This window comes from Actinomadura logoneensis, from assembly GCF_003428695.1.
In the GTDB taxonomy this organism is placed as follows: Bacteria; Actinomycetota; Actinomycetes; order Streptosporangiales; family Streptosporangiaceae; genus Spirillospora; species Spirillospora logoneensis.
Genome location: NZ_QURH01001045.1, coordinates 1 through 24,242 on the forward strand (window position 1 = coordinate 1; position 24,242 = coordinate 24,242).

The following is a 24,242-nucleotide window of genomic DNA, read 5'->3' on the forward strand; positions in this document are numbered from 1 at the left end:
GCCGCCCCGTCGGGGAGGTCGCGCTCGGCCGCCGCGCCGAGGTGGACGCCGCCGTCTCGGCCGCCGCCCGCGCCGCCGCGGCGTGGGCGGAGGTGTCGGTGACCCGCCGGGCACGGGTGATGTTCGCGTTCCGCGACCTGCTGGAGCGGCACACCGACGAGCTCGCCCGGCTGGTCACCGCCGAGCACGGCAAGGTCCTGGACGACGCGCGCGGCGAGATCGTCCGCGGCCGGGAGGTGGTCGAGTTCGCCTGCGGCGTCCCGCGCGAGCTCCAGGGCGACTACTCCGACCAGGTCTCCTCCGGCGTGGACGCCTTCGCCTTCCGGCAGCCGCTGGGAGTGTGCGCGGGGATCGTGCCGTTCAACTTCCCCGTCATGGTGCCGCTGTGGATGCACCCGATCGCGATCGCCTGCGGCAACGCCTTCGTGCTGAAGCCGAGCGAGCGCGTCCCGTCCGCGTCGAACCTGATCGCGGAGCTGTACGCCGAGGCGGGCCTTCCCGACGGGGTGTTCAACGTCGTCCACGGCGACCGCGAGACCGCCGACGCGCTGCTCACCCATCCGGACGTGGCGGCCGTGTCGTTCGTCGGGTCCACGCCGGTCGCGCGGCACGTCCACCGGACGGCGAGCGCGGCGGGCAAGCGGGTGCAGGCGCTCGGCGGCGCCAAGAACCACGCCGTCGTGCTCCCGGACGCCGATCTCGACCACGCCGCCGACCAGATCACCGCCGCCGCCTACGGCTCGGCCGGGCAGCGCTGCATGGCGATCTCGGCCGTGGTCGCCGTCGGCGAGGCCGCCGACCCGCTGGTGGCGCGGCTGGCGGAGCGGGCGCGCGCGGTGAAGGTCGGGCCCGGGGCCGAGGCCGGCAGCGAGATGGGGCCGCTGATCGGCCGGGACGCCCTCGACCGGGTGACCGGCCATGTCGAGCGGGCCGAACGCGACGGCGCGGCCGTGGTGGTGGACGGGCGCGGGCTGCCCGGCCCCGGCCACTTCCTCGGCCCGTGCCTGCTCGACCGGGTGACGCCGGAGATGGCCGCGCACCGGGAGGAGATCTTCGGCCCGGTCCTGGTCGTGCTGCGGGTCGACACCCTGGACGAGGCGATCGCGCTGGTCAACGCCGTCCCGTACGGCAACGGCACGGCGGTCTTCACGGCGTCGGGCGCGGCGGCCCGCCGGTACCAGCGCGAGGTGCGGGTCGGGATGGTCGGCGTGAACGTGCCGATCCCGGTGCCCATGGCGTTCTACTCCTTCGGCGGCTGGAAGGACTCGCTGTTCGGCGACACCCATGTCCACGGCGCGGAGGGGATCCGGTTCTACACCCGGGCGAAGGCGGTGACGAGCCGCTGGCCCGAGCCGTCCGACCGGGAGCCCCTCGCCGCGATGGCGTTCCCCACCGCGACCTGACCGCCGCGACCGGGAACGGGCTCCCCGGCGAGGACGCCGGCCGTCATCGGGGTCTCAGCACGCCGCGGCCTTCGCGCACCTCGAAGACCAGCTGGGTCTCCGTCCGCTGGACGACCGGGTAGATGGTGATGTGCTCGAGGATGAGGTCGCGGAGCTTCTGCGGGCTCTCGACGGCGACGTGCAGGAGGAAGTCGTCGTCGCCGCCCACGTGCAGGACCGTCAGCGCTCCCGGGACCGCGACCAGCTTGTCGTAGAGGCTGCGGACGTGCTCCCGGTTGTGGCTGCCCAGCCGGACCTTGACGATCGCCTGGATCGGGTGCCCCAGCGCGCCGAGGTCGAGCCGGGCGTGGACGCCCGCGATGACGCCCGACCGCCGCAGCGCGCGCACCCGGTACGCGCAGGTGGACTCGGCGACCCCCACGCGGGCGGCGAGCGCGGCGTTGGTCAGGCGGCCGTCGTCCACGAGCGCGGCGAGGATGGCCAGGTCGGTACCGTCGAGGGCCGCCGGGGCGGGTTGCGGTTTCTTCGACGACAGGTCGGACATCGGGGGCTCTCCTTGTCGGATCTGCGCCGATCCTGGCGAACGGCGGGCATTTCCGCAACGACCATTGAGTTTCCCTGGGGATCCGCTCATCCTGTGCGCCATGATCACGCCTCGGCTGAAGCCCGACTCCCTCGCCGTCCACGCCGGTCGCGAGGACCTCGCCGACCTCGGTGTCCACGCGCTCCCGATCGACCTGTCCTCGACCAACCCGCTGCCGGACATCGAGGCGGGCGGCCTGTCGTACGAGGCCATGGCCGGAGGCGGCGCGCCCCACCCGGAGGGCGGGGCCGTCTACGCGCGGCTGTGGAACCCGACCGTGGCCCGGTTCGAGTCGGCGCTGGCGCGGATGGAGCACACCGAGGAGGCCGTGGCGTTCTCCTCGGGGATGGCGGCGGTCACCGCGGCGGTCCTCGCGACGACGCGGGAGAGCGGCCACCGGCACATCGTGGCGGTCCGGCCCCTCTACGGAGGGACCGACCACCTCCTGGCGTCCGGCATGCTCGGGACGGAGGTGACCTTCTGCGCGGCCGAGGACGTCGCGGCGGCGGTCCGTCCGGACACGGCGCTGGTCATGCTGGAGACCCCCGCCAACCCGACGCTCGACCTCGTCGACATCCGCGCGGTGGTGGCCGCGGCCGGAGGCGTCCCCGTCCTGGTGGACAACACGTTCGCGACCCCGGTCCTGCAGAACCCCGCCGATCTCGGCGCCTCGATGGTCCTGCACAGCGCGACCAAGTACCTCGGCGGGCACGGCGACGTCATCGCCGGTGTCATCGCCTGCGACCGGGAGCGGGCGGCGGCGCTGCGCCGCGTCCGCGCGATCACCGGGGCCCTCCTCCACCCGCTCGGCGCCTACCTCGTGCACCGGGGGCTGGCGACGCTCCCGATCCGGATCAGGGCGCAGCAGGCGAACGCCCAGCGCGTCGCCGCGTGGCTGAGCACCCACCCGGACGTCTCCCGCGTGTACCACCCCGGGACGGCGGGCGACGCGCGGGACCTCCTCCACCGGCAGATGAGGGGTCCGGGGGCGATGCTCTCGATCGAGCTCACTGGCGGCATCGAGCAGGCCAGGAGCCTCACGTCTGGGGTCCGCCTGTTCACCCACGCGGTGTCCCTGGGCGGCGTCGACTCGCTGATCCAGCACCCGGCGTCGCTGACGCACCGGCCCGTCGCCGCGGAGGCCCGTCCGTCCGCCGCCCTGGTCCGGCTCTCCATCGGGCTGGAGGACCCCGAGGACCTGGTCGCCGACCTGGAGCAGGCCCTCGCGCACGCCCCCGGCCGGACGCCCGACCGGGTTCCCGGCGCCCTCGACGCGCGCCGTCCCGCCCCGGCCCACGCGGGCGCGACGCACCCCTAGAACCGCCGGAATCCAGAAAAGCTGGAGAATCCTCTCTATGCGCTACGACAACCCAGCCGCGCCCGCTGCGGCTCCGGCACCCTCGGGCCCCAGGCGACCCCTCGGCCCGACGGCCGGGGACGCCCAGCCGTACGACATCGCGACCCTGCGCGAGATCTCCCGGCGCGTCCTGTGGCTCGCCACGTCGATCGTCGACGCGGCCAACCGGGGACGGCCCAACGACACCGGCGTCAAGGTCGGCGGGCACCAGGCGTCGTCGGCCTCGATGGTCGACATCATGGTGTCGCTGTGGTTCCACGAGCTGACCGCGCTCGACCGCGTCTCGGTGAAGCCGCACGCGTCGCCGGTGCTGCACGCCGTCAACCACCTGCTCGGCGACCTGGACGCGAAGTACCTGCCGACGCTGCGCGCGAAGGGCGGCCTGCAGAGCTATCCCAGCCGGCTCAAGGACCACGACACCGTCGACTTCTCCACCGGCTCGGTGGGCATCGGCGCGACCGCGCCGGTGTGGGCGGCGATCGCCCACCGCTACCTGCGCTCGCGGTTCGACGCGACCCCTCCGGCCGGCCGGTTCATCAGCCTGATCGGCGACGCCGAGCTGGACGAGGGCGCGATCTGGGAGGCCGTGGCCGACCCGGCGGTCTCCGGGCTCGGCGAGCTGCTGTGGGTGGTCGACTTCAACCGGCAGTCGCTCGACCGGGTGGTGCCGGACGTGCAGATCCACCGGCTGCGCGGCATGTTCGAGGCCGCCGGCTGGCAGGTCGTCGTCCTGAAGTGGGGCCGGGCGGCGGCCGAGCTGTTCGCCCTGCCGGGCGGCGAGGAGCTGCGGCGCCGCCTGGAGGAGATGCCGAACGAGGAGTACCAGCGGCTGCTGCGCGCGGACGCCCGCGAACTGCCGGACCGGATCGCGGGGGACTCGGCCGGCCCCGCGCTGCGCGACCTGCTCGCCGGCCTGCCGGCCGAGCGGCTGGCGGCGGCGATCCGCGACCTCGGCGGGCACGACCTCGAACTGCTGCTGGACACCTACCGCGCCGTCGACGAGGACCGTCCCACCGTCGTGTTCGCCTACACGGTCAAGGGGCGCGGCCTGCCGACCGAGGGCCACCCGAACAACCACTCGGCCCTGTTGACCGAGGCGCAGATGGAGGCTTTGGCGCGAGCCTGCGGGACCGACCTGGCCGACCCGTGGCGTCTGTTCGAGCCCGGTTCAGCCGCGGCCGAGCTGTGCGCGCGGCGGGGCGCGAGCCTGCGGCGCGAACCCGTGACGCACGCCGAGCCCGCGAGCGTGCCGAACGCGCTCGGGCGGCGGCACCGGGTGCCCGTCTCGACGCAGGCGACCTTCGGCCGGCTGCTCGCCGACCTCACGCGCGAGGCCCCCGAGGTCGCCGCCAGGGTCGTCACGTGCAGCCCGGACGTCGCGTCCTCCACCAACCTCGGCGGCTGGATCAACAAGACGGGCGTCTGGTCGGCCACCGACCGCCGGGACTGGTTCGCCGACGATCCCGAGCGGCTGCTGAAGTGGTCGGAGGCCGCCGACGGCCGGCACATCGAGCTGGGCATCGCCGAGGTCAACCTGGTGAGCCTGCTGGGTGAGCTGGGGGCGACCTGGAGCCGCTGGGGGCAGCGGCTCATCCCGATCGGGACGATCTACGACCCGTTCGTCTCCCGCGCGCTGGAGCCGTGGTCGTACGGCATCTACTCGGGAGGGCAGTCCATCCTCGTCGGCACGCCGTCGGGGGTGACCCTGGCGCCCGAGGGCGGGGCGCACCAGTCGATCACCACCCCGTCCATCGGGCTGGAGCAGCCCGGCTGCGTGGCGTGGGAGCCCGCGTTCGCGCAGGACCTGGAGTGGTGCCTGCTGGAGGCGATGCGGAAGGTGGGCGTGCCCGGCGGCACCTCGTCCTACTTCCGGCTGACCACCCGGCCGCTCGACCAGTCCCTCGCGCGCCTGCCGGAGGACGGGCCGCTGCTCGAACGGCGCCGCCGGCAGGCCGTCGCGGGCGGCTACCGGATCACCGACCACGCGCCCGGCGCCGAGCAGGTCACGCTGGTCGGCGTCGGCGCGATCATGCCCGAGGTCGTGCGGGCCGCCGAGCTGCTCGCCGAGCAGGGGATCACGGCGGGCGTCGTCTGCCTCACCAGCCCCGACCTGGTCTTCCGGTCGATGCAGGCGCGCGGCCGGCTGACCGGCGGCGACGGCGGCGGCACCATCGACGTGCTGTTCCCCGCGGCGAGCGCCGCGCCGCTGGTGACCGTCCTCGACGGCCACCCGCACACCCTGGCGTTCCTCGCGGGCGCGCGCGGCGACCGGATCCGCTGCCTCGGGGTGACGGAGTTCGGCCAGTCGAGCGACCTGCGCGACGCCTACGCGATCCACGGCATCGACACCGCCGCCATCCTGGACGCCGCCCTCAGTGTCACCGGCCGCTAGCGGGCCCGCGCTCGGCGGCGTCCCGGCCGGGTAAGCGACACGCGGCCGGTCGCACGAGAACGGTCGGGTCACCCTGCTGGGTGACCCGACCGCCTGCGGTTCGGCCTGGCGCGGGCTCGGCGGCCTCACGCGGAGGCTCGGCGGCCTCGCGCGGAGGCCGGACGGGCTAGTGGGAGGCTCCCTGGTGCTCCTTCGCCTTGGCCTCGTCCCTCGAGCCGCGGGAGTTCTTGGATCCCGAGTCCTGCTTGGCCTTCCGGCCGTCGCCGGACCCCTCCTCCTTGAGCGCGTCCTCGTGCGTCTTGACGACCTCGCTGTCGCGGATCTCGCCGCGCCAGCCCTCGATGTCGTCCTTGTGCGTCAGCGACTGGGTCATCACGTGCCGGCGGAAGTGCTTGAGCTCCAGCCGGACGCGGCGGCCCTGCGCGCGCCAGATGTTGCCGGTGCGCTCGAACAGCCCCTGCGGGTGGTACTCCAGGACCACCAGGACGCGGGTCAGGTTCGGCGCCAGCTCGTGGAAGCTGATCGTCCCGTCGACGTGCCCCTTGGCGCCCTTGGAGCGCCAGACGATGTGGTCGTCGGGGACCTGCTCGACGATCGTCGCCTCCCAGGACCGCTTGGACCAGAAGATCTTCGCCTGCCAGTTCAGCTTCTCGTCGTCCGCCTGGTCGACGCTGATGACCTTCTTCATGAAGGCCGGGAACTCCTGGAACTGTGTGAACTGGTCGTAGACCAGGCGGCGCGGCGCACCGATGTCGATGTGCTCGACGATGTTGGTGACCTTGACCTTCTTGCCACCGCCGCCCTTGCCGCCGCCCTTCTTCAGGACACCGCCCACGGCGTCCTTCAGTCCGCCCGTCAGACCCTGCGAGTCCTCGCCGGAGCCGCCGGAGGAGTTCTTGCCGCTCTCGCCGCCGCCGGACGCGGCGTTGCTCTTCTCGGCCGAGCCGCCGGTCTCGCCGGACCCGTCGCCGCCGCCGTTGCGGCGATTGAGCGCGCGTCCCGCCGCGACCACGGCGCCGGTCCCGAGCAGGACGCCGCCGGTCGCGCCGAGGGCCTTGCCGCCGGGCACGCCGCTCGGCAGCTTCTGGACGACGCCGCCCAGCCCGCTGCGCTTGCGGCCGCCGATCGGCAGTCGTTTCGCGATCTTGCCGACGGGCACGGGGCCCGCCTTCGTTCCGCTTCTCATGGTGCGTCCCTCCGCACTTGTCGGTTCTGAGGTTCGGTCACGAGGCTCGGACGACCTCGCTGTCATGGATCTCGCCGCGCCAGCCCTCGACCTCGTCGGGGGCCGTGAGCGCGTGGGTCATGACGTGTCGCCGGAAGTGCTTCAGCTCCAGCCGGACGCGGCGGCCCTGGGCGCGCCAGAGGTTGCCGGTCCGTTCGAACAGTCCGCCGGGGCGGTACTCCAGGACGAGCAGGACGCGGGTCAGGTCCGGGGTCACCTCGTGGAAGCTGACCGCGCCGTCCACCTTGCCCTTGGCGGCCTCGGACCGCCAGACGATGTGCCGGTCCGGGACCTGCTCGACGATCGTCGACCGCCAGCTCCGGGTGGACCAGAAGACCTTGGCCTTCCAGTTCAGCTTCTCGTCGGACTCCTGGGCGACGCTCACCACCTTCTTCATGAAGGAGGGGAAGTCCTCGAACCGGGTCCACTGGTCGTAGACCAGCCGGCAGGGCGCGCCGATGTCGATCTGCTCGACGATGTTGGCCGGCTTCCCGCGCCGGCCGCCGCCGAAGATCCGCTTGAGCGTCTCCTTCAGCGCCGTCCAGCCCGCGCTGAGCAGCGCCCGCGCGGGGGACCCGCCGTCGTGGAGGACGCGCGCCGCCGCGAGGGCGGCCTTGACCGCCGGGCCGCCGTGCTCGGCCTTGGCGCCCAGCCGACGGACGGCACGCTCCAGCTTCGCCCGGTACCGGGCGACGACCCGGTCCGCGATCCGGCGGACGGTGGCGCCGACGGCGTACGCGGCCAGCGAGCCGCCCGCGCCGACGGCCAGTCCCGTCCGGAATTTCATGTCCTCGTCACCTCGCCGTCCATTGGGGGAGTCGGCGGCGGGTTACCCGTAAAAGGCGGTGCAAAACAGGGCGCAGGCGAGGTCGGGAGCGCGGCGGCACGGCCGTTCCGGGAGGCGAGGGCGTGGTGACCGCCTGACAACCGGCGCTCTCGAACGATCACCGGAGAACGCGTGGGGCCTGCGTTCTTTCAGAGGAGTGGCGCAACTCTCACGGGACGAAAGCGCCGAGCGGGATTTTCGCGGGACGGGGCGTCAGGAGGGGGAGGCGCCGGGGGAGCGGTCGCCGTCCTCGTCGGTGCGGGCGCCGGCGAGGACGGCGTCCAGCAGTCCGGGGTAGCGGGCGTCCAGATCGGCGCGGCGCAGCGTCAGCAGGTTCTCCCGGCCGGACGGCTCCTGGATGATCACGCCGCTGTCGCGCAGCACGCGCCAGTGGTGCGTCATCGTCGACTTGGCCGTGATGCCGAGCTCGGCCAGCACGCTGCCGCAGTTGTGCTCGCCGCCGCCGTCCAGCACGCGGACGGCGGCGAGCCGCACCGGGTGCCCGAGCGCCGACAGCACCCCGTCGACGCGGATCTGGTCGCGGTCCGGGTGGCGGTACCTCATGATCCCACCGTACCGCGACAGTCGGACGATCGTCCGGACCAGAGCAGACTGGACCGTACCGAAGCGAACCGGACCGTCCGCGCTTGCCAGTTCGTACGAATGTACGTAAGTATTCGTACAGTCGTACTTCGACGGGCGGCCGCACGGCCGCCCCTACCCTCCACTCCCGAAAGGGTGGCCTCTGGCATGTCCGCAGTTCCGAGGCAGGCCGCCGTGCGGCGGCCGGGCTGGATCCTGGCCCTGCTCGCGCTGGCGCAGCTCGTCTACGCGCTCGACCTCAACATCGTCTTCGTCGCCCTCCCCGACATCGGCGCCGACCTGGGCTTCCCCGGGCAGACCCAGCAGCTGGTGGTGAGCGCCTACGTCGTGTTCGCGGGCGGCTTCCTGCTGTTCGGCGGGCGCGCCGCCGACCTGCTGGGCCGCCGCCGGGTCTTCATCCTCGCCCTCAGCCTGTACGCCGCGTCGTCGCTGGCGGGCGGCCTCGCGCCCGACCCCGCCGCGATCATCGTGGCGCGGGCGGTGCAGGGCGTCGGCGGCGCGCTGCTGCTGCCGTCCACCCTGTCCCTGATCAACACGCTGTTCGCCGAGGGACCGCAGCGGAACCGGGCCCTGGCGGTCTGGGGAGGCGCCGGCGCCAGCGGCCTGACCCTCGGTGCGCTGCTGGGCGGCGTCCTCACCGAGAACTTCGGCTGGCCCGCCGTCTTCTACGTCAACGTGCCGCTCGCGGCGCTCGTGGCGCTGGCCGCGGCGGCGGTGATCCCGCCGGACCCGGCCCGGGGGCCGCGGCGGCGCTTCGACCTGCCCGGCTCGCTGACCGTCACCGGCGGCTCGACGCTCCTGGTGTTCGCGCTCGTCGAAGGGCCGGAGCAGGGCTGGGCAGACCCGCTCGTGGTCGGCGCGTTCGTCCTGGCCGCCGTCCTGCTGGCGGCGTTCGCGGCCATCGAGCGGCGCAGCGCCGACCCGCTCATGCCGTTCCGGCTGTTCCGCAACCGCAGCCTGACCATCGGCATGGGCGTCACGTTCATCTACATGGCGACGTTCGGCGTGCTGCCCTACTTCCTCACCGTGCTCATGCAGAGCGTGCACGGCTACAGCGCCCTGCAGACCGGGCTGGCCTTCCTCGTTCCGTCCCTGGCGATCGCCACCGGCACGCAACTCGGCGAGCGGCTGACCGGACGCCTCGGACTGCGCGCGACCCTCGTGGCCGGGTTCGCGATCGGAGTCGTCGGCACCGCGCTCATGGCGCTGGGCTTCGACGCCGACGCCGGGTACGGCCTGCTGGTGCCCGGCCTCATCGTCTCCGGCGTCGGCCAGGGCATCGTCTGGACGGCGATGTGGATCGCCGCCGCGACCGGCACCGCCGCCCACGAGCAGGGCGTCGCGAACGGCATCGCCTCCACCGCCCTCAACATCGGCAACGCGATCGGCCTGGCCGTGTTCACCGCGCTCGCCGACATCGGCACCGAGGGCAAGGCGGGCGCGGCGCTCCGCTCCGCCACCGCGGACGGCGAGGCCGTCGTGGTCCTGCTGACCGCGGCCGGGATGGTCGTGGGCCTGCTGGTCACGCTGGCTCTCCGCCGCGCCGACGTCGCCGCCCCGTCCGTCGCGGAGGACGCCGACCCCGAACAGCTCGTCGCCGGGTGAGCCGTCCGGCCTCACACCGGCCCCCGCCGGGCCGACTGGGACGGACGGCACCGGGCACGCTGGTGGGCATGGAGATCAACTGCGTGATCGTGGACGCCGCCGACCCCGAGCGGCTGGCGGCCTTCTGGAGCGGGCTCCTCGACCGTCCGGTGGTGGGCCGCGTCGGGCCGTACGTGTGGCTCGAACGCAGGAACGGCCTGGGTGTGGGCTTCCAACGGACCGACGGGGAGAAGCCCGGCAAGAACCGGCTGCACCTGGACGTCGAGTCGGACGACCCGGCGGCCGAGCAGGCGCGGATCGAGGCGCTGGGCGGCCGGCGGCTGCCCGAGTACGACCCTGGCGGGTTCCTGGTGATGGCCGATCCGGAGGGCAACGAGTTCTGCGTCATCCCCAAGGGCTCGTTCGAGATCGACGACCAGGGCAGGGCCGACTACCTGGACGGCGACCGCTGACCACCCGCGTGTCGGGCCGGGTCGGGCATGACTCCATGCCCGACCCTGCCCGCCTTTCCGCGCCGCGGATGCCGACCGCGTCGCGGGTGTCAGCCGACGACGCTCCTGATCCAGGCGTAGTGGGACCCGGTGCCGGTGTAGATGTCCGGGCCGCCGCCGCAGATGTCGCTCACACCGCGGCTGTCCACGCCCTCGACCTGCCAGTGGTCGCCCACGCGGGTCAGCAGCGGCGAACCGGAGTCGCCCCCGCAGGGACCGCGCACGAGCGAACGCGGCCCTCCAGATGCACAAGAGGCCTTGTACAATATCTCTTGTGCATGTCATGATCCCGCCATGACCGAAGACCGGATCAAGGACTCCGAGCGGCTGTCGGCGCTCGCCCATCCGCTGCGCAGGCGGCTGACCGACATCCTGCGCGCGTACGGCCCGGCGACCGCCAGCACGCTCGCCGAGCGCACCGGCCAGGGCGTCGGCAACGTCAGCCACCACCTGCGCGTGCTCGGCGCGGCCGGGATCATCGAGGAGGCGCCCGAACTCGCCCGCGACCGGCGCGAGCGCTGGTGGCGGCGCGCCTCGCCGAACCTGTCCTGGAAGCAGAGCGACCACGCCTCCGACCCGGCCGCGGCGCTGGTGGCCCAGACGGTGCAGTCGATGCTGCTGGACCGCCACACCGCCGCCGCCCGCGAGTGGCTGCTGGAGGAGCAGCCGGCCGAATGGGTGGACGCCGCGTTCGTCGCCGACCGCTGGCTCCGGCTCACCCCCGAGGAGCTGGAGGAGATGGGCCAGGAGCTGATCGCCGTCCTGCTGAAGTGGGGCACCCGCGAGGTCCCGGACGACGGGCGCGAGCGCCGGGCCGTCCTCGCCTTCGCCTACGGAATGCCGGCCACGCCATGACCGTCACCCTCACCGCGCCGCCGCGCCCGCGCCGGACGGGCCGCGACTTCCGGCTGTTCTGGATCGGCGAGACCACCAGCAAGATCGGCAGCGGCGTCAGCGGCGTCGCGATCCCGCTGGCCGCGGTCAGCGTGCTGCACGCGAGCACCTTCCAGGTCGGCCTGCTCACCGCCGCCACCTGGCTGCCGTGGCTGCTGGTCGGCCTGCCCGCCGGGGCCTGGGTGGACCGGATGCCGCGCCGCCCCCTGATGGTCACCTGCAACCTGGCCTCGACGGCGCTGCTGCTCAGCCTGCCGGTCTCCGCGTGGCTGGGCGTCCTCACCTTCTGGCAGCTCGCGGCGACCGCGCTGCTCACGGGCGTCGCCGGGGTGTTCTTCCAGACCGCCTACCAGGTCTACCTCCCGTCCCTGCTCGACCGGGAGGACCTCGCCGCGGGCAACGCCCGGATGCAGGGTTCGGAGTCGTTCGCGCAGGTCGCGGGCCCGGGCCTGGCCGGGGGCATCACCCAGGCGCTGGGCGTGCTCGGCGGCCTGGTCGCCGACGCGGCGTCCTTCGCCGTCTCCACGCTGTGCCTGCTCGGCATCCGCGGCGAGGAGGAACCGGTCGCGCCCCGCGAGCGGACGTCCCTGGGCCGCGACATACTGACCGGCCTGCGGTTCGTGACCGGCGACCCCTACTTGCGGGTCTTCGCGCTGTTCGGGGCCGTGTTCAACCTGGCGTTCATCGCCTACCAGGCCGTCCTGGTGGTGTTCCTGATCCGCGATCTGGGCGTGCGGGAGGGCGTGGTCGGCCTGCTGATGATGGGGATCAGCGTCGGCGGCGTGATCGGGGCCGCGGTCGCGACGCGCGTCACCGAGCGGTTCGGCAGCGCCCGCGGACTGCTGGTCGCGCTGTTCGGGACCGTCCCGTTCGCGCTGGCCATCCCGCTGACCGAGCCCGGGCCGCGGCTGGCGTTCCTGGTCGTCGGCGGCCTGATGATCGGCGTCGGGACCGTGGTCAGCAACGTCATCCGCGGCAGCTTCCGGCAGCTCTACACGCCCCGCGAGCTGCTGGGACGCGTCAGCGTCAGCATGATGTTCCTGAACTTCGGCACCATCCCGCTGGGCGGCCTGCTGGGCGGTGTGCTCGGCGAGGCGGTCGGCATCCGCCCGACCCTGTGGGTCATGGCCGTCACCATGGCCGCCTCCCCGCTGCTCCTCCTCGTCGGACCGCTCAGGCGCGGCCGGGACCTGCCGGCCACGGGCGACGCGTGACCGGGACGCGGCCGGCGCCGGCGTCCCCCCGACATCCCACCCGGCCGCGTCCAGAACAGCCCCGCCACCTGCGGGGTTCTGGTCATCGGCAGAGAAAAGCGGGGTTCAAGGGCGCATGAACTTCGGGGCGGGGTGGGGGTGGTTGCCGCAGGGTAGTCACTCTTGAGGGAGGGGAAGATGCCGTTTCTTCTGGATGCCGTGAACAGTGGACTGGCCTACTACTTCAAGGCCGGCCACGTGGTCCTGATCGTGATCGGCCTCATCGTGATCGGGGCGGTGCTGGTGGCGGCGCGGGTCGTGATGGTCCGGCGGCACAGCCGTAAGGGCGGGCGCCACTGAGGCCACGGTAGGAGGCGGCTCACATTCCCGGGGCACGTGTACATCGCGGGGCACGCCCTGGCCCCTTCGGTCCTCCCGCCGGGGGCGGGCGGGCACGTCCGAATCGATCTCCCGCAGGAGGCGGTGCCCTGACGCCACGAGAATGCCGCCGGTCGACCTGCTGGTCAGGCGCCGGACGGACATGGCGGAACAACTGATGCCGAGTCGGTACCGTGGGAGGCTCGGGCACCCATTATGATCATCTGTCGGCGCTGGCCCGCGTAAAACCCCAGGTCGGGGTCATTCGGTGGTCAGAGGCGCATGTTCGTCACCGGGCAACTATCATCTGCGCTGCGGTAACTGACGGGACGCCGAAGGGCACTGGACGGATGAGAGGGGCTTCGGTGTCGGATCGGGCTGAGCTGACCGGCTCTAGGCTGCCGACCCAACCCGGACCGCCACGTCCGCCAGGCGACGCCGCCGAGGGGACCGTGGCCAGGCTGGGCCGGCTGGACGTGCTCCTGGTCGAGGACGACCCGGGTGACGCGCTCCTGGTCGAGGACACGCTGGAGGACACTGGCCTCGAGGTGTCGCTGCGCTGGGTGCGGACGCTCGCCGAGGCCGGCGCCCGGCTGACCACCGGGCCGGTCCCCGACTGCGTCCTGCTCGACCTGCACCTCGGCGCGGAGCAGGGCCTCAAGGTGCTGGACCAGGTCCTGCAGTGGGCTCCCGGCGCCGCGGTGGTCGTCCTCACCGGACTGTCGGAGTCGCAGGCCGGGATGGCCGCGGTCGCCGCCGGCGCGCAGGACTACCTGGCCAAGGCGCAGCTCGAGCCCGACCGGCTCGGACGGGCCGTCCGGTACGCCGTCCAGCGGCGCCAGGTGCAGCAGGCGGTCGCCGCGCTGCAGGCCGAGCAGATGCGGGCGGCGGAGAACGCGCGCCTGGAACGCGGCCTGCTCCCCGTGCCCCGCGTGACCAACCCCCGGCTGGGAGTGGTCGCCCGCTACCGGCCGGGCCGGGCGCACTCGCTGCTGGGCGGCGACTTCTACGACGTGGTCGAGACCGCCGACGGACTGGTGCACGCGGTGATCGGCGACGTGGCCGGGCACGGTCCGGCGTCCGCGGCGCTGGGCGTGAGCCTGCGCGTGGCGTGGCGGGCGTTCGTCCTCGCCGGGATGCGGGGCCCGCAGCTGGTCGAACTGCTGGAAGAGCTGATGATCGGGGAGCAGGGGCACGACGAGATGTTCGTCACCCTCACCACGGTCACGCTGTCCCCGGACGAGCCGGTGGCGCGCGTGGTGCGCGCCGGGCACCCGGGCTTCCTGCTGCACGCCCCCGGCGAGGTCCGGCTGATGGAGCCGCCCGGCGCCCTCGGCGTCGGCATGGCCCCAGGCCTGGACGGATGGCGCGAGCAGCAGGTCCCGCTCCCGCCGGGGCACGCGCTCGTGCTGTTCACCGACGGCCTGTTCGAAGGCCAGATCGACGACGACGGCGCCCGGCTGGACGTGACCGGGCTGCTCGACGTCGCCCGCCGGCACCGGCACCGCGCCCCCGACGACTTCGTCGACTCGGTGATCACCGACGTCGAGGCGGCGTCCCTCCGACACGGCGGCCTCGACGACGACGTGGCCGTCCTCCACCTGGGATGGAACACCCGATGAGCAACCGGTCCCACCCGCTGGAGACCTCCGCGGTGGACGAGCCCCGGACCGTTCCGGCGCCCGCCCGGGCGGAGATCCTCACGGCGACCGAGGCGGAGCCGCCTTCGGTGGAGCCCGATGCCCGGGCGTCCGAGGGCGGGGACGTGACCGCCGCGGGGACGTCCGGCCCGCACGGCGGTTCGGGGCCCGGCGAGTCGGGCCGGGGCGGCTCTGGCTGGGGCGGACTGACCGTCCGCTCCTGGTTCGTGCTCGCCGGAGTGCTCGTCGGCGTGCTGACCCTCACGGGCGCGTTCGTGGTGAACGACCAGCTCGACCGGACGGCCCGGGCCTCCGACCGGCTGGTGGACACCATCGCCCCGGCCGAGGTCGCGGCGAGCCGCCTCCAGGTGGCGATGCTCAACCAGGAGACCGGTGTCCGGGGCTACGCCCTGTCCGGCGACCAGCGGTTCCTGCAGCCCTACACCGACGGGCTCGCCGCCGAGCAGGAGGCGGCCGCGCGGCTCCGGCAGCTGCTGGCCCGCGAACCGCGGCTGCGCGCCGACCTGACGGCCGGCCAGCAGGCGGTCGCCGCCTGGCGCCGCGACTACGGCACCGTGGTGATCGCCCAGGTCACCAAGGACGGTCCGGGGTCGAAGGCGTCCGCCATCGCCGCCCACGGGAAGCCCGCCTTCGACGCCGTGCGCGCCACCTGGGACGCCCAGAACCGCGACCTGGCGCAGGCCCGCGCCGACGGCCGGGCCGAGCTGCGGCACACCCGCGTCCTGCGGAACTGGACCCTGGTGACGCTGTTCGCGGTGCTGCTGGTCACCGTCATGCTGCTGGCGGTCCTGCTGCACTTCGCGGTGGACCGGCCGCTGCGGACGCTGCGGACGGCGTCCCGGCGCGTCGCCGACGGTGACTTCAACCACGTCATCGGCGCGAGCGGACCCGCCGACGTCCGCGACGTCGCCCTCGCCGTCGAGGCGATGCGCGGCCGCATCAAGCAGGCGCTCGACCTGGCCACCGAGAGCGAGCGGTCGCTGCGGCAGCAGACCGCCGAGCTGGACGCCCAGACGATGGAACTGCGGCGCTCCAACGCCGAACTGGAGCAGTTCGCCTACGTCGCCAGCCACGACCTGCAGGAACCGTTGCGCAAGGTCGCCTCGTTCACCCAGATGCTGGAACGCCGCTACGCCGACCAGCTCGACGACCGCGCCCGCCAGTACATCGGCTTCGCCGTGGACGGCGCCAAGCGCATGCAGGTGCTCATCAACGACCTGCTCACGTTCTCGCGCGTCGGACGCCTGAACCAGCAGCGCCAGGAGCTGATGCTGGGGGACGCGCTGGAGCGGGCGCTGGGCAACCTCGACGAGGCCATCGAGTCGTCCGGCGCGCGTGTCGAGGCGCCGGACGACCTGCCCCGCGTCGACGGCGACCCCACGCTGCTGGCGATGCTGTGGCAGAACCTCGTCGGCAACGCCGTGAAGTTCCGCTCTCCCGACCGCGCCCCGGCGGTGAGCGTCGGCTGCGAGCGGGAGGGCGACCACTGGCACCTGACCGTCACCGACAACGGGATCGGCATCCCCGCCGAGTACCAGGACAAGATCTTCGTCATCTTCCAGCGGCTGCACGGCCGGGACGCCTACACGGGCACCGGCATCGGCCTCGCCCTGTGCAAGAAGATCGTGGAGTTCCACGGCGGCCGGATCTGGCTCGACCCCGAGTACGGCCCCGGCGCCAGGTTCCACTTCACCCTCCCGGCCCTCGAGGAACCCGAGCCCGAGCCCGAGCCGTCCGCCGCGGCCGAGGACGGCGACCCGGACGCCGAGCGGGCCGAAGCCGGGCAGCCGGACGGCGAGCAGGCCGACAGCGACCAGCCGGACGCCGAGCAGTCCGAGACCGGGCAGTCCGAGACCGGGCAGTCCGAGACCGGGCAGTCCGAGACCGGGCAGGCCGAGACCGGGCAGGCCGACGCCGGGCAGTCCGAGACCGGGCAGGCCGACGCCGGGCAGTCCGAGACCGACAAGGCCGACGGCGAGCAAGCCGACACAGAGCAGACCGGCACCGAGCAGCAGGACGGGGACGGTGAGCGGCGGGACGGTTCCGCCTCGTCCGCCGGAACCGCGCCACCCGCGGCCGGACCGTCCGGCGACACACCTCCACCCTCCGACCCGCAGGGAGCCAGTTCGTGACCACCTCCGCCGCCCAGCCCATCACCGTCCTGCTGGTCGAAGACGACCCGGGCGACGAGCTGATGACCCGCGAGGCCTTCGAGTACAACAAGGTCGGCAACACCCTGCACGTCGTCCGCGACGGCGCCGAGGCCCTGGACTTCCTCTACCGGCGCGGCGACCACACCGAGGCGCCCCGCCCCGACCTGGTCCTGCTGGACCTCAACCTGCCCAAGCGCGACGGCCGCGAGGTCCTGCAGGAGATCAAGTCCGATCCCGAGCTCGCGGCGATCCCCGTCGTCGTGCTGACCACCTCCTCCGCCGAGGAGGACATCCTGCGCAGCTACAAGCTGCACGCCAACGCCTACGTGACCAAGCCCGTGGACTTCGACCAGTTCATCGCGGCCATCCGCCAGATCGACGACTTCTTCGTCACCGTCGTCCGCCTGCCGACCCACCACTGACGCGAGGCCGCGCCGCCGGCGGTGACCATGCCGCCGACCGGACGTGCGACGACGCGCGGGTAGGACCACCCGCGGCGGCGCGAGGCTCCCGGACGTGAGGACGGCCGGTCCCGCTCTGGGCCTTGACCGGGCGGGGGAGCGGCCGGATGCTGAGTCGGCCGTTGCTCTCACGTCCCTGGAGTCTCATGACGATGGCCGGTAACGACTCGCCCGGCGGGACCGGGACGGCCTTGGCGACGGCGACGACCGGCTTCGCGCTCTTCGGCGACGGTCCATCGGGGTTCCCGCGTCCGCAGTGGCCGGAGTCAGGCGCTCCCGCAGCCACCGCGGTCCTACCGAAGGAGTGGCTCGATGAGCCGGAACCCTCGTTGGCGTCGCGCGTCCGTCCTGTGCGGAGCCGTGGTCCTCGCCGCGGCACTGGCCCCCGCGTCCGCCCTCGCGAGTGCGGGCGGCCCGTCCGCGCCGAGGGCGGTGTCGCTGGACGACGCGGTGACCGCGCGACTGCTGGGAACCGTGCGCCAAGTCAGGCCGGAGCTCGCCGCCGCCGGCCGCGGTGACGCCGCCGTCGATGTCAGGCGGCAGCGGAACGGCCGTGGTCCAGGCCCCGCGCGTCGAGGGCGCGTACCCGGAAGGGCACCTGTTCCTGGCCCGGCAGAAGCACGGCGTGTGGCGAGTCGCGCTGGACAGTGACGCCGACTTCGGCGTCCTGGCTGATACGGCACCGATGATGTCGGCGGCCGAGCGGCGCACGTTCGGAACGTCCGCGGTGGGCCTGGCGTCCGGGAACCAGCTCACGGCCGCCTCGGACTACCGCACCGGGATGCGACTGCCGTTCGCGCTCGGCCAGGACTGGATCCTGCGCGGCGGCCCGCACGGCTTCGCGGGCACGGACACCCCGTACACCGCGATCGACCTCAAGGGCGGCGACCAGCGGGTCCTCGCCGCTGCGGCGGGCACCGCGTACACCATCTGCTCCAGCGGGAAGGGCTGGGTCAGGGTGTACCACGCGCCGCTGTACAGCGGCGGACCGCGCCTCGCGACCGACTACTACCACCTGGTCGGCAACCCCGCCTTCAACGGGCAGCATGTGGACGAGGGCGCGTTCCTGGGCAACACCGGCACCGACACCAGCTGCGGCGGCGAGGCCAGCAGCCGGCACGTCCACTTCTCCCTCGGCACCTACGGCACCAGTCCGAACCCGCCGAGCGACCGCACGAAGATCGCGATCGCCGGGCACGCCTTCGGCGGCTGGGTGATCCGCAGCGGCGCCACGGCGTACGAGGGGTACGCGCTGCACGGCTCGGCCCGGTGCACGGCGAACGGCGACGGCGGCGCGACCTGCATGCACAACTACGGCAAGCTCGCGCTCGACCAGGGCATCGTCGACGCGAACGGCGGCTCGTCGGTGACCAGGCGCACCGGCCCCGGCGACGGCTACGCGTCGGCGGGGACCGCCGCCGACGGCGGCACGGTCACCGTGAGCTGCACCGGCACCGGCACGTCCCACACCGGCCGATGGGGCACCACGACCCTCTGGGACCGTCTGTCCGACGGCACCTGGATGCCCGACGCCTTCCTCTACACGGGCGTCAACGGCCCCATCAAGCCCGCCTGCTGACCTCTGCGCCGTCCCACGACGCGGGCGCGGCGCGAGGCAAGTGGAACCCGCGGACGCCGCGCAGGTGGTAACACTGTGTCACGCTCCCGGCCTCCGGTCATGCCGCGACGAGCCGCCCCGCCAAGGATTTGCCTGCTCAGAGGGGTGATGGGAGGCCGGTCGGGGACATCTCAACCGGGCTCTCCGGTTTGGGGGCGTGCCGGGAGTTGGGTAGCGTGCGGTGATCGAATGGTGATGTTTGCGGTCTGCGGGGTCTCATGGGGTGTTGTGGTAGCGTGCCGCCAATCTTCGGCCAGGGCGGGAGGACGGCGTGGTGAACCGTGAGGCCGTCTCTCGGCGCGGACGGATTCTCGGTGTCGGGCTGGCGCTGGCGCTGACGGCGTTCGCGGTGCCGGCGCCGGGCACGGCGGCGGCCGCCCCCAAGGACGACAAGGCCGAGCTCGCCAAGCTGAAGAAGCGCTCCGACGCGCTCGCCAAGGAGTACCGGGGCGAGCTGGTCTCCCTGGACGAGGCGAAGAAGGCGGCGCAGAAGGCCAAGACGGACGCCGACCGGCTCGCGCGCCAGTACGAGGTCGCGCGCGGAGCGGTCGGACGGCTCGCCGCCTCGTCCTACATGTCCGGGCAGCTGGACACCGTGCCGATGGTCACCTCCGCCGACACCGACCAGGCCGTCCACGACGCGGCGGTCGTCGAGCACCTGGCGCGCAACAACGGGCGGAAGCTGGACAACCTGCGGACGCTGACCGACCAGGCCAACCGGGCCCGCGAGGACGCCAGGACCAAGCTCGCCAAGGTCCGCAAGGAGATCGACGACCTGGAGAGCCAGCGCGCCCGGGTGCGCAAGCTGCTCGCCAAGTACAAGCCGGAGAAGCCCGTCTCCTCCGGCAAGCCGGACGGCGCGGGCGGCGGCACCAAGTCGCCCATCATGGGCAACACCATGACGCCCCGGATGCGCGCGGTCATGCAGGAGATCGACTCCAAGTTCGGCCCGTTCCCCGCGATCGGCTGCGCCCGGCCGGGCGACCCGCAGGACCACGGCTCCGGCACCGCCTGCGACTTCATGGAGAACGCGAACGGGCAGATGCCCAGCGCCTCCGCGCAGGCGCACGGCGACCAGGTCGCCCAGTACGTCATCTCCAACGCCTCACGCCTGGGCATCAAGTACGTCATCTGGAAGCAGCGCATCTACGACATGCGCGGCGGTGGCGGCTGGAAGGCCATGGAGGACCGGGGCAGCATCACCCAGAACCACTTCGACCACGTCCACGTCTCGGTCCTGTAGGCCGCCGGGTGCCCGACGTCCTCCGCCTCGACCTCGACGACCCGGCGGTGCTGGCCGAACTGTGGGAGATCCAGCGCGCCGCGTACACCGTGGAAGCCGAACTGATCGGCTTCCACGGCATCCCGGCACTCCACGAATCTCCGGCTGACCTGCGAGAATGCGGCGAGGACTTCCTCGGCGCCAAAGACGAGGGCAAGCTACTCGGCGCGATCTCCTGGACCGTCCTCGACGACGGAACGGTCGATATCTGCCGACTGGTCGTCCACCCGTCCGCGCACAGACGCGGTCTGGCCACCGCCCTACTCGACGCCCTGGAAGCCGAGACCCCCACCGCGCGAACCCTCGTCTCCACCGCCACCGCCAACCACCCGGCCCTCACCCTCTACCAGGCCCGAGGCTTCAAGCCAGTCGCCGTCCAAACGGTAACCGGCGACCTGAACATCACCCACCTAGAACGCCACACCTAACCGCCCCACACCACCTGCGCGCGAACCCCACACAGGCGCCGAGGCCTGAGCAACCCGGCCAAGGCCGCACAGGCCAATCGCTGCAAACCCTCGCAGGGGCGATGAGGACCCGCAGCCCGGCGCCGGGATCCGCCCGCGCGGTCAGGTTGCGAACCCTCGTAGAGGCGATGAGGATGGCTGGGCATCGAGCTCGCCGCCGAGCTCACCGCCGCGTCCTCAAGGTTCCTACGAGGGTTCGCAACCTGCTGGTGTTGCCCATCGCCATCTCGCGGTGCGTCCTCATCGCTCCTATGAGAGCGGGGATCGCGGAAGTGCAGGTTGGGAGTGGCTGCACGCCCTTGTGCCCGTCCGAGGAGGCCAGCGGGTTTTGGTGGCTCTCAGGGGCTCTCGGCGGTTGTTCGGCGGACCTGGTAGTTCCAGCGTTGGAGGACGCGTACGACGGTCTCTGCGCCGCTGGGGTTCGCGCTGTGGACGAAGATCATGCCGATCTGGAAGGGATGGCCGTTGAAGGCGGCCTCTTCCAGGACGGTCACCACGGGCATGATGCTGTCGTCTCCGCCGAGGTCGTGGTCGAGCCAGAGCTCGTCGATGAAGACTTCCCGGTGTTCTCGGAGAAGCCGGATGCCCTCGTGGCTGGTGCGGGCGATCCGTGTCGCTCGGGGGAGCGGACGGAGGTCATCGATGCCGAGAATCACCGGGGCAACGGGGGCCGCGTCCGTGTTCACCTTGCCATCATCGCAGTTCGAGCTTCGGGCGGTCGGCCTATGGGAGCATGCTTCATGCCTTTGAGCGCGTATCAGGTCAGGACTTCGGTGGCCGTTTCCGATATTCGGGAAGCGGTCGCGTTCTATGAGGGCAAATTGGGACTGCGGCCGTTGCGGTCCGGGCCCAGTGCCCATGTCGTGGACGGCAGTCGGGTCTACGGGTCCGGTGGCGGGCCGGCGCTGAACGTGTACCAGTCGGTCACGGCCGGGAAGACGCCGGCGACGCTGGCGACCTGGTACGTCGACGACATCGACCGGATCGTCGACGAACTCACGTCGTCCGGCGTCGAGTTCGTGCGGTACGAACAGTTCGAACACGACGGCAAGGGCATCACGGCGCGGGCCGGCGGTGGACGTATCGCGTGGTTCCAGGACCCGGACGGCAATACCTTCGCCATTGAGGCCGACGACTGACCATGCGGGGCAGACGGCTCAACGGGGGTGGCCGGTCATGAGGCCCGCTTCGTAGGCGGCGATGACCAGTTGCGCGCGGTCGCGGGCCGCGAGCTTCATCAGGAGTTTCCCCATGTGCGCCTTCACCGTCGCGACCGACACGTACAGTTCGGCGGCGATCTCGGTGTTGGACAGGCCGCGTGCGACCAGGAACAGCACCTCGCGTTCGCGGGCGGTGAGGTCCGCGAGCCGTTCGGCGGCCTCCACCGCCACTGCCGGACGCCTGGCGAACTCCGCCACCAGGCGCCGGGTCACGCGGGGTGAGAGGAGGGCGTCGCCCGCGGCGACGATCCTGACCGCCGTCAGCAGGTCGTTCGGCGGGGTGTCCTTGAGCAGGAAGCCGCTCGCCGCGGCCCGAAGGGCCGCGAACACGTAGCGGTCCAGGTCGAACGTCGTGAGGATCAGGACCCGGAATCCGGCCCTCACCAGCACCTGGTCGTCGCACACCACCACCCGCAGCGTCACGGCAGCTCACTGGTCGGGAGCCGCGCCCGCACCCGGAAGCCGCCCACCGGCAACGGCCCCGCCGCGAACTCGCCTCCATACAGCGCCGCCCGTTCACGCATGCCGACGAGTCCGTGCCCGGCCGCCGGGGGCGCTCCGGGGGATCCGCGGCCGTCATCGGTCACCTCGACCTCCACCTCGTCCGTCCCGTAGATGACGCGCGCGTGCGCGGAGTCCGTCGCGGCGTGCTTGACCACGTTCGTCAGCGCCTCCTGGACGATGCGGTACCCCGCGAGGTCGACACCGCGCGGCAGGCGGCGCGGCTCGCCCTGGACGCGCAGGTCCACCCGCAGTCCGGCCTGTGCCGTCCGGTCCGCCAGGGCGTCCAGGTCGGCCAGTCCCGGCGTCGACTCGAAACCGGCGTCCCGCGCGGGCGGGGCCTCCTCCCGCAGGACGCCGAGCAGGACGCGCATCTCGTGGAGCGTGGCGCGGCTGGTCGCCCTCGAATCGGTCCTGATCGCGTTCGTGGGCACGGCCGAGGGACTGCTGCTCGGCCTGGCCTGGGGTGCGGCGCTCCAGCGCGGCCCGGAGAAGGTCCTGGCGATCCCGTGGACGACCATCGCGGAGATCGTCGCCGTGGTCGGGCTCGCGGGTCTGGCGGCCGCGCTGGTCCCGGCCGTGCGGGCGTCCCGGCTGAACGTCCTGGACGCCATCGCGACCGACTGAGCCGCCTGAACCGCCTGAACCGCCGAACCGACTGAGCCGCCGGAACCGCCTGAGCCGCGTAAGCGGCATGCGTCGCCCGGAGCCGCGTGACGCCCGCCTCGAGGCTTCCCGTCCAGCCAGGACGGGGGCGGGTCAGCGGCCCGGGGCGTGGGGTTCGACGATCTCGCCTTCGGCCGCGGAACGGAGGGCGGCCTCGATGACGTCGAGGCCCGCGATGGCGTCCCGGAGGGCGACCGGGGGCGGGGCCTGCCCGCGGAGCGCGCGCTCGACGCCGACGTAGAAGTCCTGGTAGGCGCCGGGGTCGGTGGGCTCGCGGACGGTCTTGTCCGGGGTGCCGAGCAGGCCGTACGTCTCCGGCGGGGCCTCCCCCCACCCCGCGTCCTTCGGGGTGCGGCCCTCGCGGAGGGCGTCCTCCTGGCCGTCCATGCCGTGGACGGTGTAGGCGGCGCGGTCGCCCAGGACGCGGAAACGCGGGCCGAGCTGCGCTGCGGTCGCGCTCATCCACAGGTGGGAGCGGACGCCGCCGGGGTGCGTGAGCGCCACGAACGCGTCGTCCACGCTCTCGGCGCCCGGACGCCGGGTGTCGAGTTCGGCGTACACCTTCTCCGGGCGTCCGAACAGCGCGATGGCCTGGTCGATGAGGTGCGAGCCGAGGTCGTACAGGATGCCGCCGGCGTCCCGCGGGTCCGAGCTCTCCTTCCAGCCCGGCTTCACCTGCGGACGCCACCGCTCGAACCGCGACTCGAACCGCTGCACGTCCCCGAGCGCGCCCGCCACGACCAGCCGCCGGACGGTCCGGAAGTCGCCGTCCCAGCGCCGGTTGTGGAAGGGGATCACCGGCAGCCCGCGGACCGCGGCGAGCGCGGCCAGCGACCGGGCGTCGGCGGCGGACGCGGCGACCGGCTTGTCCAGCACCACCGGCAGGCCGGTGGTCAGCGCCGTCCGGGCGAGCGGGACGTGCTGCCGGTTCGGCGCGGTCACCACGACCAGGTCGAACGAGCCGTTGGTCTCCCACACCCGGTCCGTGTGGTCCAGCACCCGGGTGCCGGGGTAGCGGGCGCGGACCGCCGCCTGCCGCTCGGGGTTCCCGGTGACGACGGCCGACAGCTCCAGGCCGGGCACCGAGGAGATCAGCGGGGCGTGGAACACCCCGCCCCCCGTGCCGTATCCGATCAGGGCCACACGTAGGGACATGATCCGATCATCCCGGATGACTTCTCGCAGGTCAAAGCCGGGGTCACGCACCGTGTCCGGTCGGTCGGGCCCCGGCCGCCCCCGCACCGGGCGTCCCGCCGCGCCCGC

At 73.0% G+C, this 24,242-nt stretch carries 24 protein-coding genes and 1 pseudogene; 16 read left to right on the forward strand and 9 right to left on the reverse strand.

Annotated elements, in window-relative coordinates; translation table 11 throughout:
- Nucleotides 1–1,403 (forward strand): CoA-acylating methylmalonate-semialdehyde dehydrogenase (locus DZF91_RS37380; protein ID WP_117361751.1); only part of this gene is annotated, 1,403 nt, incomplete at its 5' end.
- A gap of 43 nt (nt 1,404–1,446) precedes the next feature.
- Here DZF91_RS37380 and DZF91_RS37385 read toward each other — a convergent pair.
- Entirely contained in the window at nt 1,447–1,947 is a 501-nt protein-coding gene (locus tag DZF91_RS37385) for an Lrp/AsnC family transcriptional regulator (RefSeq protein ID WP_117361752.1), read from the reverse strand.
- A gap of 100 nt (nt 1,948–2,047) precedes the next feature.
- Between DZF91_RS37385 and DZF91_RS37390 the strand changes: the two genes are divergently transcribed.
- Together DZF91_RS37390 and DZF91_RS37395 are read left to right on the forward strand one after the other, a co-directional pair.
- Entirely contained in the window at nt 2,048–3,304 is a 1,257-nt protein-coding gene (locus DZF91_RS37390) for a trans-sulfuration enzyme family protein (protein WP_117361753.1), read from the forward strand.
- A gap of 37 nt (nt 3,305–3,341) precedes the next feature.
- Nucleotides 3,342–5,735, forward strand: coding sequence for a transketolase-like TK C-terminal-containing protein (locus DZF91_RS37395; RefSeq protein WP_117361754.1), 2,394 nt, complete (start codon nt 3,342–3,344; stop codon nt 5,733–5,735).
- A gap of 166 nt (nt 5,736–5,901) precedes the next feature.
- Here the strand turns inward: DZF91_RS37395 and DZF91_RS37400 are convergent, their stop codons facing one another.
- The 3 genes from DZF91_RS37400 to DZF91_RS37410 form a co-directional block, all read right to left on the reverse strand.
- Entirely contained in the window at nt 5,902–6,921 is a 1,020-nt protein-coding gene (locus tag DZF91_RS37400) for an SRPBCC family protein (protein ID WP_117361755.1), read from the reverse strand.
- Nucleotides 6,922–6,958: 37 nt separating this feature from the next.
- Nucleotides 6,959–7,747 carry an SRPBCC family protein gene (locus tag DZF91_RS37405; RefSeq protein ID WP_117361756.1) on the reverse strand — a complete coding sequence of 263 codons (789 nt, stop codon included), beginning with the start codon at nt 7,745–7,747 and terminating at the stop codon, nt 6,959–6,961.
- A gap of 252 nt (nt 7,748–7,999) precedes the next feature.
- Nucleotides 8,000–8,350 carry an ArsR/SmtB family transcription factor gene (locus tag DZF91_RS37410; protein ID WP_117361757.1) on the reverse strand — a complete coding sequence of 117 codons (351 nt, stop codon included), beginning with the start codon at nt 8,348–8,350 and terminating at the stop codon, nt 8,000–8,002.
- 186 nt (nt 8,351–8,536) lie between these two features.
- Here DZF91_RS37410 and DZF91_RS37415 point away from each other — a divergent pair, with 186 nt between their 5' ends.
- Nucleotides 8,537–9,994 (forward strand): MFS transporter, encoded by a 1,458-nt coding sequence (locus tag DZF91_RS37415; protein WP_199487161.1) that lies wholly within the window; start codon nt 8,537–8,539, stop codon nt 9,992–9,994.
- Nucleotides 9,995–10,062: 68 nt separating this feature from the next.
- Nucleotides 10,063–10,446 (forward strand): VOC family protein, encoded by a 384-nt coding sequence (locus DZF91_RS37420; RefSeq protein WP_117361758.1) that lies wholly within the window; start codon nt 10,063–10,065, stop codon nt 10,444–10,446.
- 89 nt (nt 10,447–10,535) lie between these two features.
- Here the strand turns inward: DZF91_RS37420 and DZF91_RS37425 are convergent, their stop codons facing one another.
- Nucleotides 10,536–10,751, reverse strand: a complete 216-nt coding sequence (locus tag DZF91_RS37425; RefSeq protein ID WP_268916007.1) for a trypsin-like serine protease — start codon at nt 10,749–10,751, stop codon at nt 10,536–10,538.
- Nucleotides 10,752–10,779: 28 nt separating this feature from the next.
- Here DZF91_RS37425 and DZF91_RS37430 point away from each other — a divergent pair, with 28 nt between their 5' ends.
- The 9 genes from DZF91_RS37430 to DZF91_RS37465 all read left to right on the forward strand — a co-directional run bounded on the left by DZF91_RS37430 (nt 10,780) and on the right by DZF91_RS37465 (nt 20,553).
- Nucleotides 10,780–11,340 (forward strand): winged helix-turn-helix domain-containing protein, encoded by a 561-nt coding sequence (locus DZF91_RS37430; protein ID WP_117361760.1) that lies wholly within the window; start codon nt 10,780–10,782, stop codon nt 11,338–11,340.
- Complete coding sequence (locus DZF91_RS37435; protein WP_117361761.1) at nt 11,337–12,593, forward strand: MFS transporter; 1,257 nt, start codon at nt 11,337–11,339, stop codon at nt 12,591–12,593. The genes DZF91_RS37430 and DZF91_RS37435 overlap by 4 nt, the downstream gene beginning before the upstream one ends.
- Before the next feature lie 177 nt (nt 12,594–12,770).
- The gene (locus tag DZF91_RS40825; RefSeq protein WP_158588138.1) at nt 12,771–12,932 is read left to right on the forward strand and encodes a hypothetical protein; all 162 of its coding nucleotides are present in this window, start codon (nt 12,771–12,773) and stop codon (nt 12,930–12,932) included.
- Between the two features lie 470 nt (nt 12,933–13,402).
- Complete coding sequence (locus DZF91_RS37440) at nt 13,403–14,572, forward strand: PP2C family protein-serine/threonine phosphatase (protein ID WP_235834845.1); 1,170 nt, start codon at nt 13,403–13,405, stop codon at nt 14,570–14,572.
- Nucleotides 14,569–16,743 (forward strand): ATP-binding protein, encoded by a 2,175-nt coding sequence (locus tag DZF91_RS37445; protein WP_199487163.1) that lies wholly within the window; start codon nt 14,569–14,571, stop codon nt 16,741–16,743. The genes DZF91_RS37440 and DZF91_RS37445 overlap by 4 nt, the downstream gene beginning before the upstream one ends.
- A gap of 62 nt (nt 16,744–16,805) precedes the next feature.
- On the forward strand, nt 16,806–17,186 hold the full coding sequence (locus DZF91_RS37450) for a response regulator (protein WP_199487165.1): 381 nt from the start codon (nt 16,806–16,808) through the stop codon (nt 17,184–17,186).
- A 568-nt stretch (nt 17,187–17,754) separates the two neighbouring features.
- A complete protein-coding gene (locus DZF91_RS37455; RefSeq protein ID WP_147341564.1) occupies nt 17,755–18,804 on the forward strand; it encodes a peptidoglycan DD-metalloendopeptidase family protein in 1,050 nt (349 codons plus the stop codon).
- 313 nt (nt 18,805–19,117) lie between these two features.
- Nucleotides 19,118–20,086, forward strand: coding sequence for a coiled-coil domain-containing protein (locus DZF91_RS37460; protein ID WP_117361765.1), 969 nt, complete (start codon nt 19,118–19,120; stop codon nt 20,084–20,086).
- Between the two features lie 8 nt (nt 20,087–20,094).
- Nucleotides 20,095–20,553, forward strand: coding sequence for a GNAT family N-acetyltransferase (locus DZF91_RS37465; RefSeq protein ID WP_117361766.1), 459 nt, complete (start codon nt 20,095–20,097; stop codon nt 20,551–20,553).
- Nucleotides 20,554–20,930: 377 nt separating this feature from the next.
- Here the strand turns inward: DZF91_RS37465 and DZF91_RS37470 are convergent, their stop codons facing one another.
- Entirely contained in the window at nt 20,931–21,278 is a 348-nt protein-coding gene (locus tag DZF91_RS37470) for a cyclic-phosphate processing receiver domain-containing protein (RefSeq protein WP_117361767.1), read from the reverse strand.
- Nucleotides 21,279–21,338: 60 nt separating this feature from the next.
- On the opposite strand from DZF91_RS37470, the gene DZF91_RS37475 reads away from it, so the two are divergent.
- Nucleotides 21,339–21,731: a VOC family protein gene (locus DZF91_RS37475; protein ID WP_199487164.1), complete on the forward strand. Its 393-nt coding sequence runs from the start codon at nt 21,339–21,341 to the stop codon at nt 21,729–21,731.
- Between the two features lie 18 nt (nt 21,732–21,749).
- Here the strand turns inward: DZF91_RS37475 and DZF91_RS37480 are convergent.
- Both DZF91_RS37480 and DZF91_RS40830 read right to left on the reverse strand, forming a co-directional pair.
- A pseudogene (locus DZF91_RS37480) lies at nt 21,750–22,190 on the reverse strand (LuxR C-terminal-related transcriptional regulator); the annotation flags it as partial.
- 41 nt (nt 22,191–22,231) lie between these two features.
- On the reverse strand, nt 22,232–22,687 hold the full coding sequence (locus DZF91_RS40830) for a sensor histidine kinase (protein WP_158588139.1): 456 nt from the start codon (nt 22,685–22,687) through the stop codon (nt 22,232–22,234).
- 10 nt (nt 22,688–22,697) lie between these two features.
- On the opposite strand from DZF91_RS40830, the gene DZF91_RS40835 reads away from it, so the two are divergent.
- The gene (locus DZF91_RS40835; protein ID WP_158588140.1) at nt 22,698–22,940 is read left to right on the forward strand and encodes an FtsX-like permease family protein; all 243 of its coding nucleotides are present in this window, start codon (nt 22,698–22,700) and stop codon (nt 22,938–22,940) included.
- Nucleotides 22,941–23,072: 132 nt separating this feature from the next.
- On the opposite strand, the gene DZF91_RS37495 is transcribed toward DZF91_RS40835, so the two are convergent.
- Nucleotides 23,073–24,134 carry a Gfo/Idh/MocA family oxidoreductase gene (locus tag DZF91_RS37495; protein WP_117361772.1) on the reverse strand — a complete coding sequence of 354 codons (1,062 nt, stop codon included), beginning with the start codon at nt 24,132–24,134 and terminating at the stop codon, nt 23,073–23,075.
- Nucleotides 24,135–24,242: the final 108 nt, after the last annotated feature.

Excerpts from the sequence above, each read along its gene's own strand:
- DZF91_RS37420 (WP_117361758.1), top strand. The coding sequence starts at position 10,063 with ATGGAGATCAACTGCGTGATCGTGGACGCCGCCGACCCCGAGCGGCTG.
- DZF91_RS40825 (WP_158588138.1), top strand. The coding sequence starts at position 12,771 with ATGCCGTTTCTTCTGGATGCCGTGAACAGTGGACTGGCCTACTACTTC.
- DZF91_RS37400 (WP_117361755.1), bottom strand. The coding sequence starts at position 6,921 with ATGAGAAGCGGAACGAAGGCGGGCCCCGTGCCCGTCGGCAAGATCGCG.
- DZF91_RS37415 (WP_199487161.1), top strand. The coding sequence starts at position 8,537 with ATGTCCGCAGTTCCGAGGCAGGCCGCCGTGCGGCGGCCGGGCTGGATC.
- DZF91_RS37385 (WP_117361752.1), bottom strand. The coding sequence starts at position 1,947 with ATGTCCGACCTGTCGTCGAAGAAACCGCAACCCGCCCCGGCGGCCCTC.
- DZF91_RS37405 (WP_117361756.1), bottom strand. The coding sequence starts at position 7,747 with ATGAAATTCCGGACGGGACTGGCCGTCGGCGCGGGCGGCTCGCTGGCC.
- DZF91_RS37445 (WP_199487163.1), top strand. The coding sequence starts at position 14,569 with ATGAGCAACCGGTCCCACCCGCTGGAGACCTCCGCGGTGGACGAGCCC.
- DZF91_RS37450 (WP_199487165.1), top strand. The coding sequence starts at position 16,806 with ATGACCCGCGAGGCCTTCGAGTACAACAAGGTCGGCAACACCCTGCAC.
- DZF91_RS37395 (WP_117361754.1), top strand. The coding sequence starts at position 3,342 with ATGCGCTACGACAACCCAGCCGCGCCCGCTGCGGCTCCGGCACCCTCG.
- DZF91_RS40830 (WP_158588139.1), bottom strand. The coding sequence starts at position 22,687 with ATGCGCGTCCTGCTCGGCGTCCTGCGGGAGGAGGCCCCGCCCGCGCGG.
- DZF91_RS37430 (WP_117361760.1), top strand. The coding sequence starts at position 10,780 with ATGACCGAAGACCGGATCAAGGACTCCGAGCGGCTGTCGGCGCTCGCC.
- DZF91_RS37410 (WP_117361757.1), bottom strand. The coding sequence starts at position 8,350 with ATGAGGTACCGCCACCCGGACCGCGACCAGATCCGCGTCGACGGGGTG.
- DZF91_RS37390 (WP_117361753.1), top strand. The coding sequence starts at position 2,048 with ATGATCACGCCTCGGCTGAAGCCCGACTCCCTCGCCGTCCACGCCGGT.
- DZF91_RS37495 (WP_117361772.1), bottom strand. The coding sequence starts at position 24,134 with ATGTCCCTACGTGTGGCCCTGATCGGATACGGCACGGGGGGCGGGGTG.
- DZF91_RS37435 (WP_117361761.1), top strand. The coding sequence starts at position 11,337 with ATGACCGTCACCCTCACCGCGCCGCCGCGCCCGCGCCGGACGGGCCGC.
- DZF91_RS37455 (WP_147341564.1), top strand. The coding sequence starts at position 17,755 with ATGTCAGGCGGCAGCGGAACGGCCGTGGTCCAGGCCCCGCGCGTCGAG.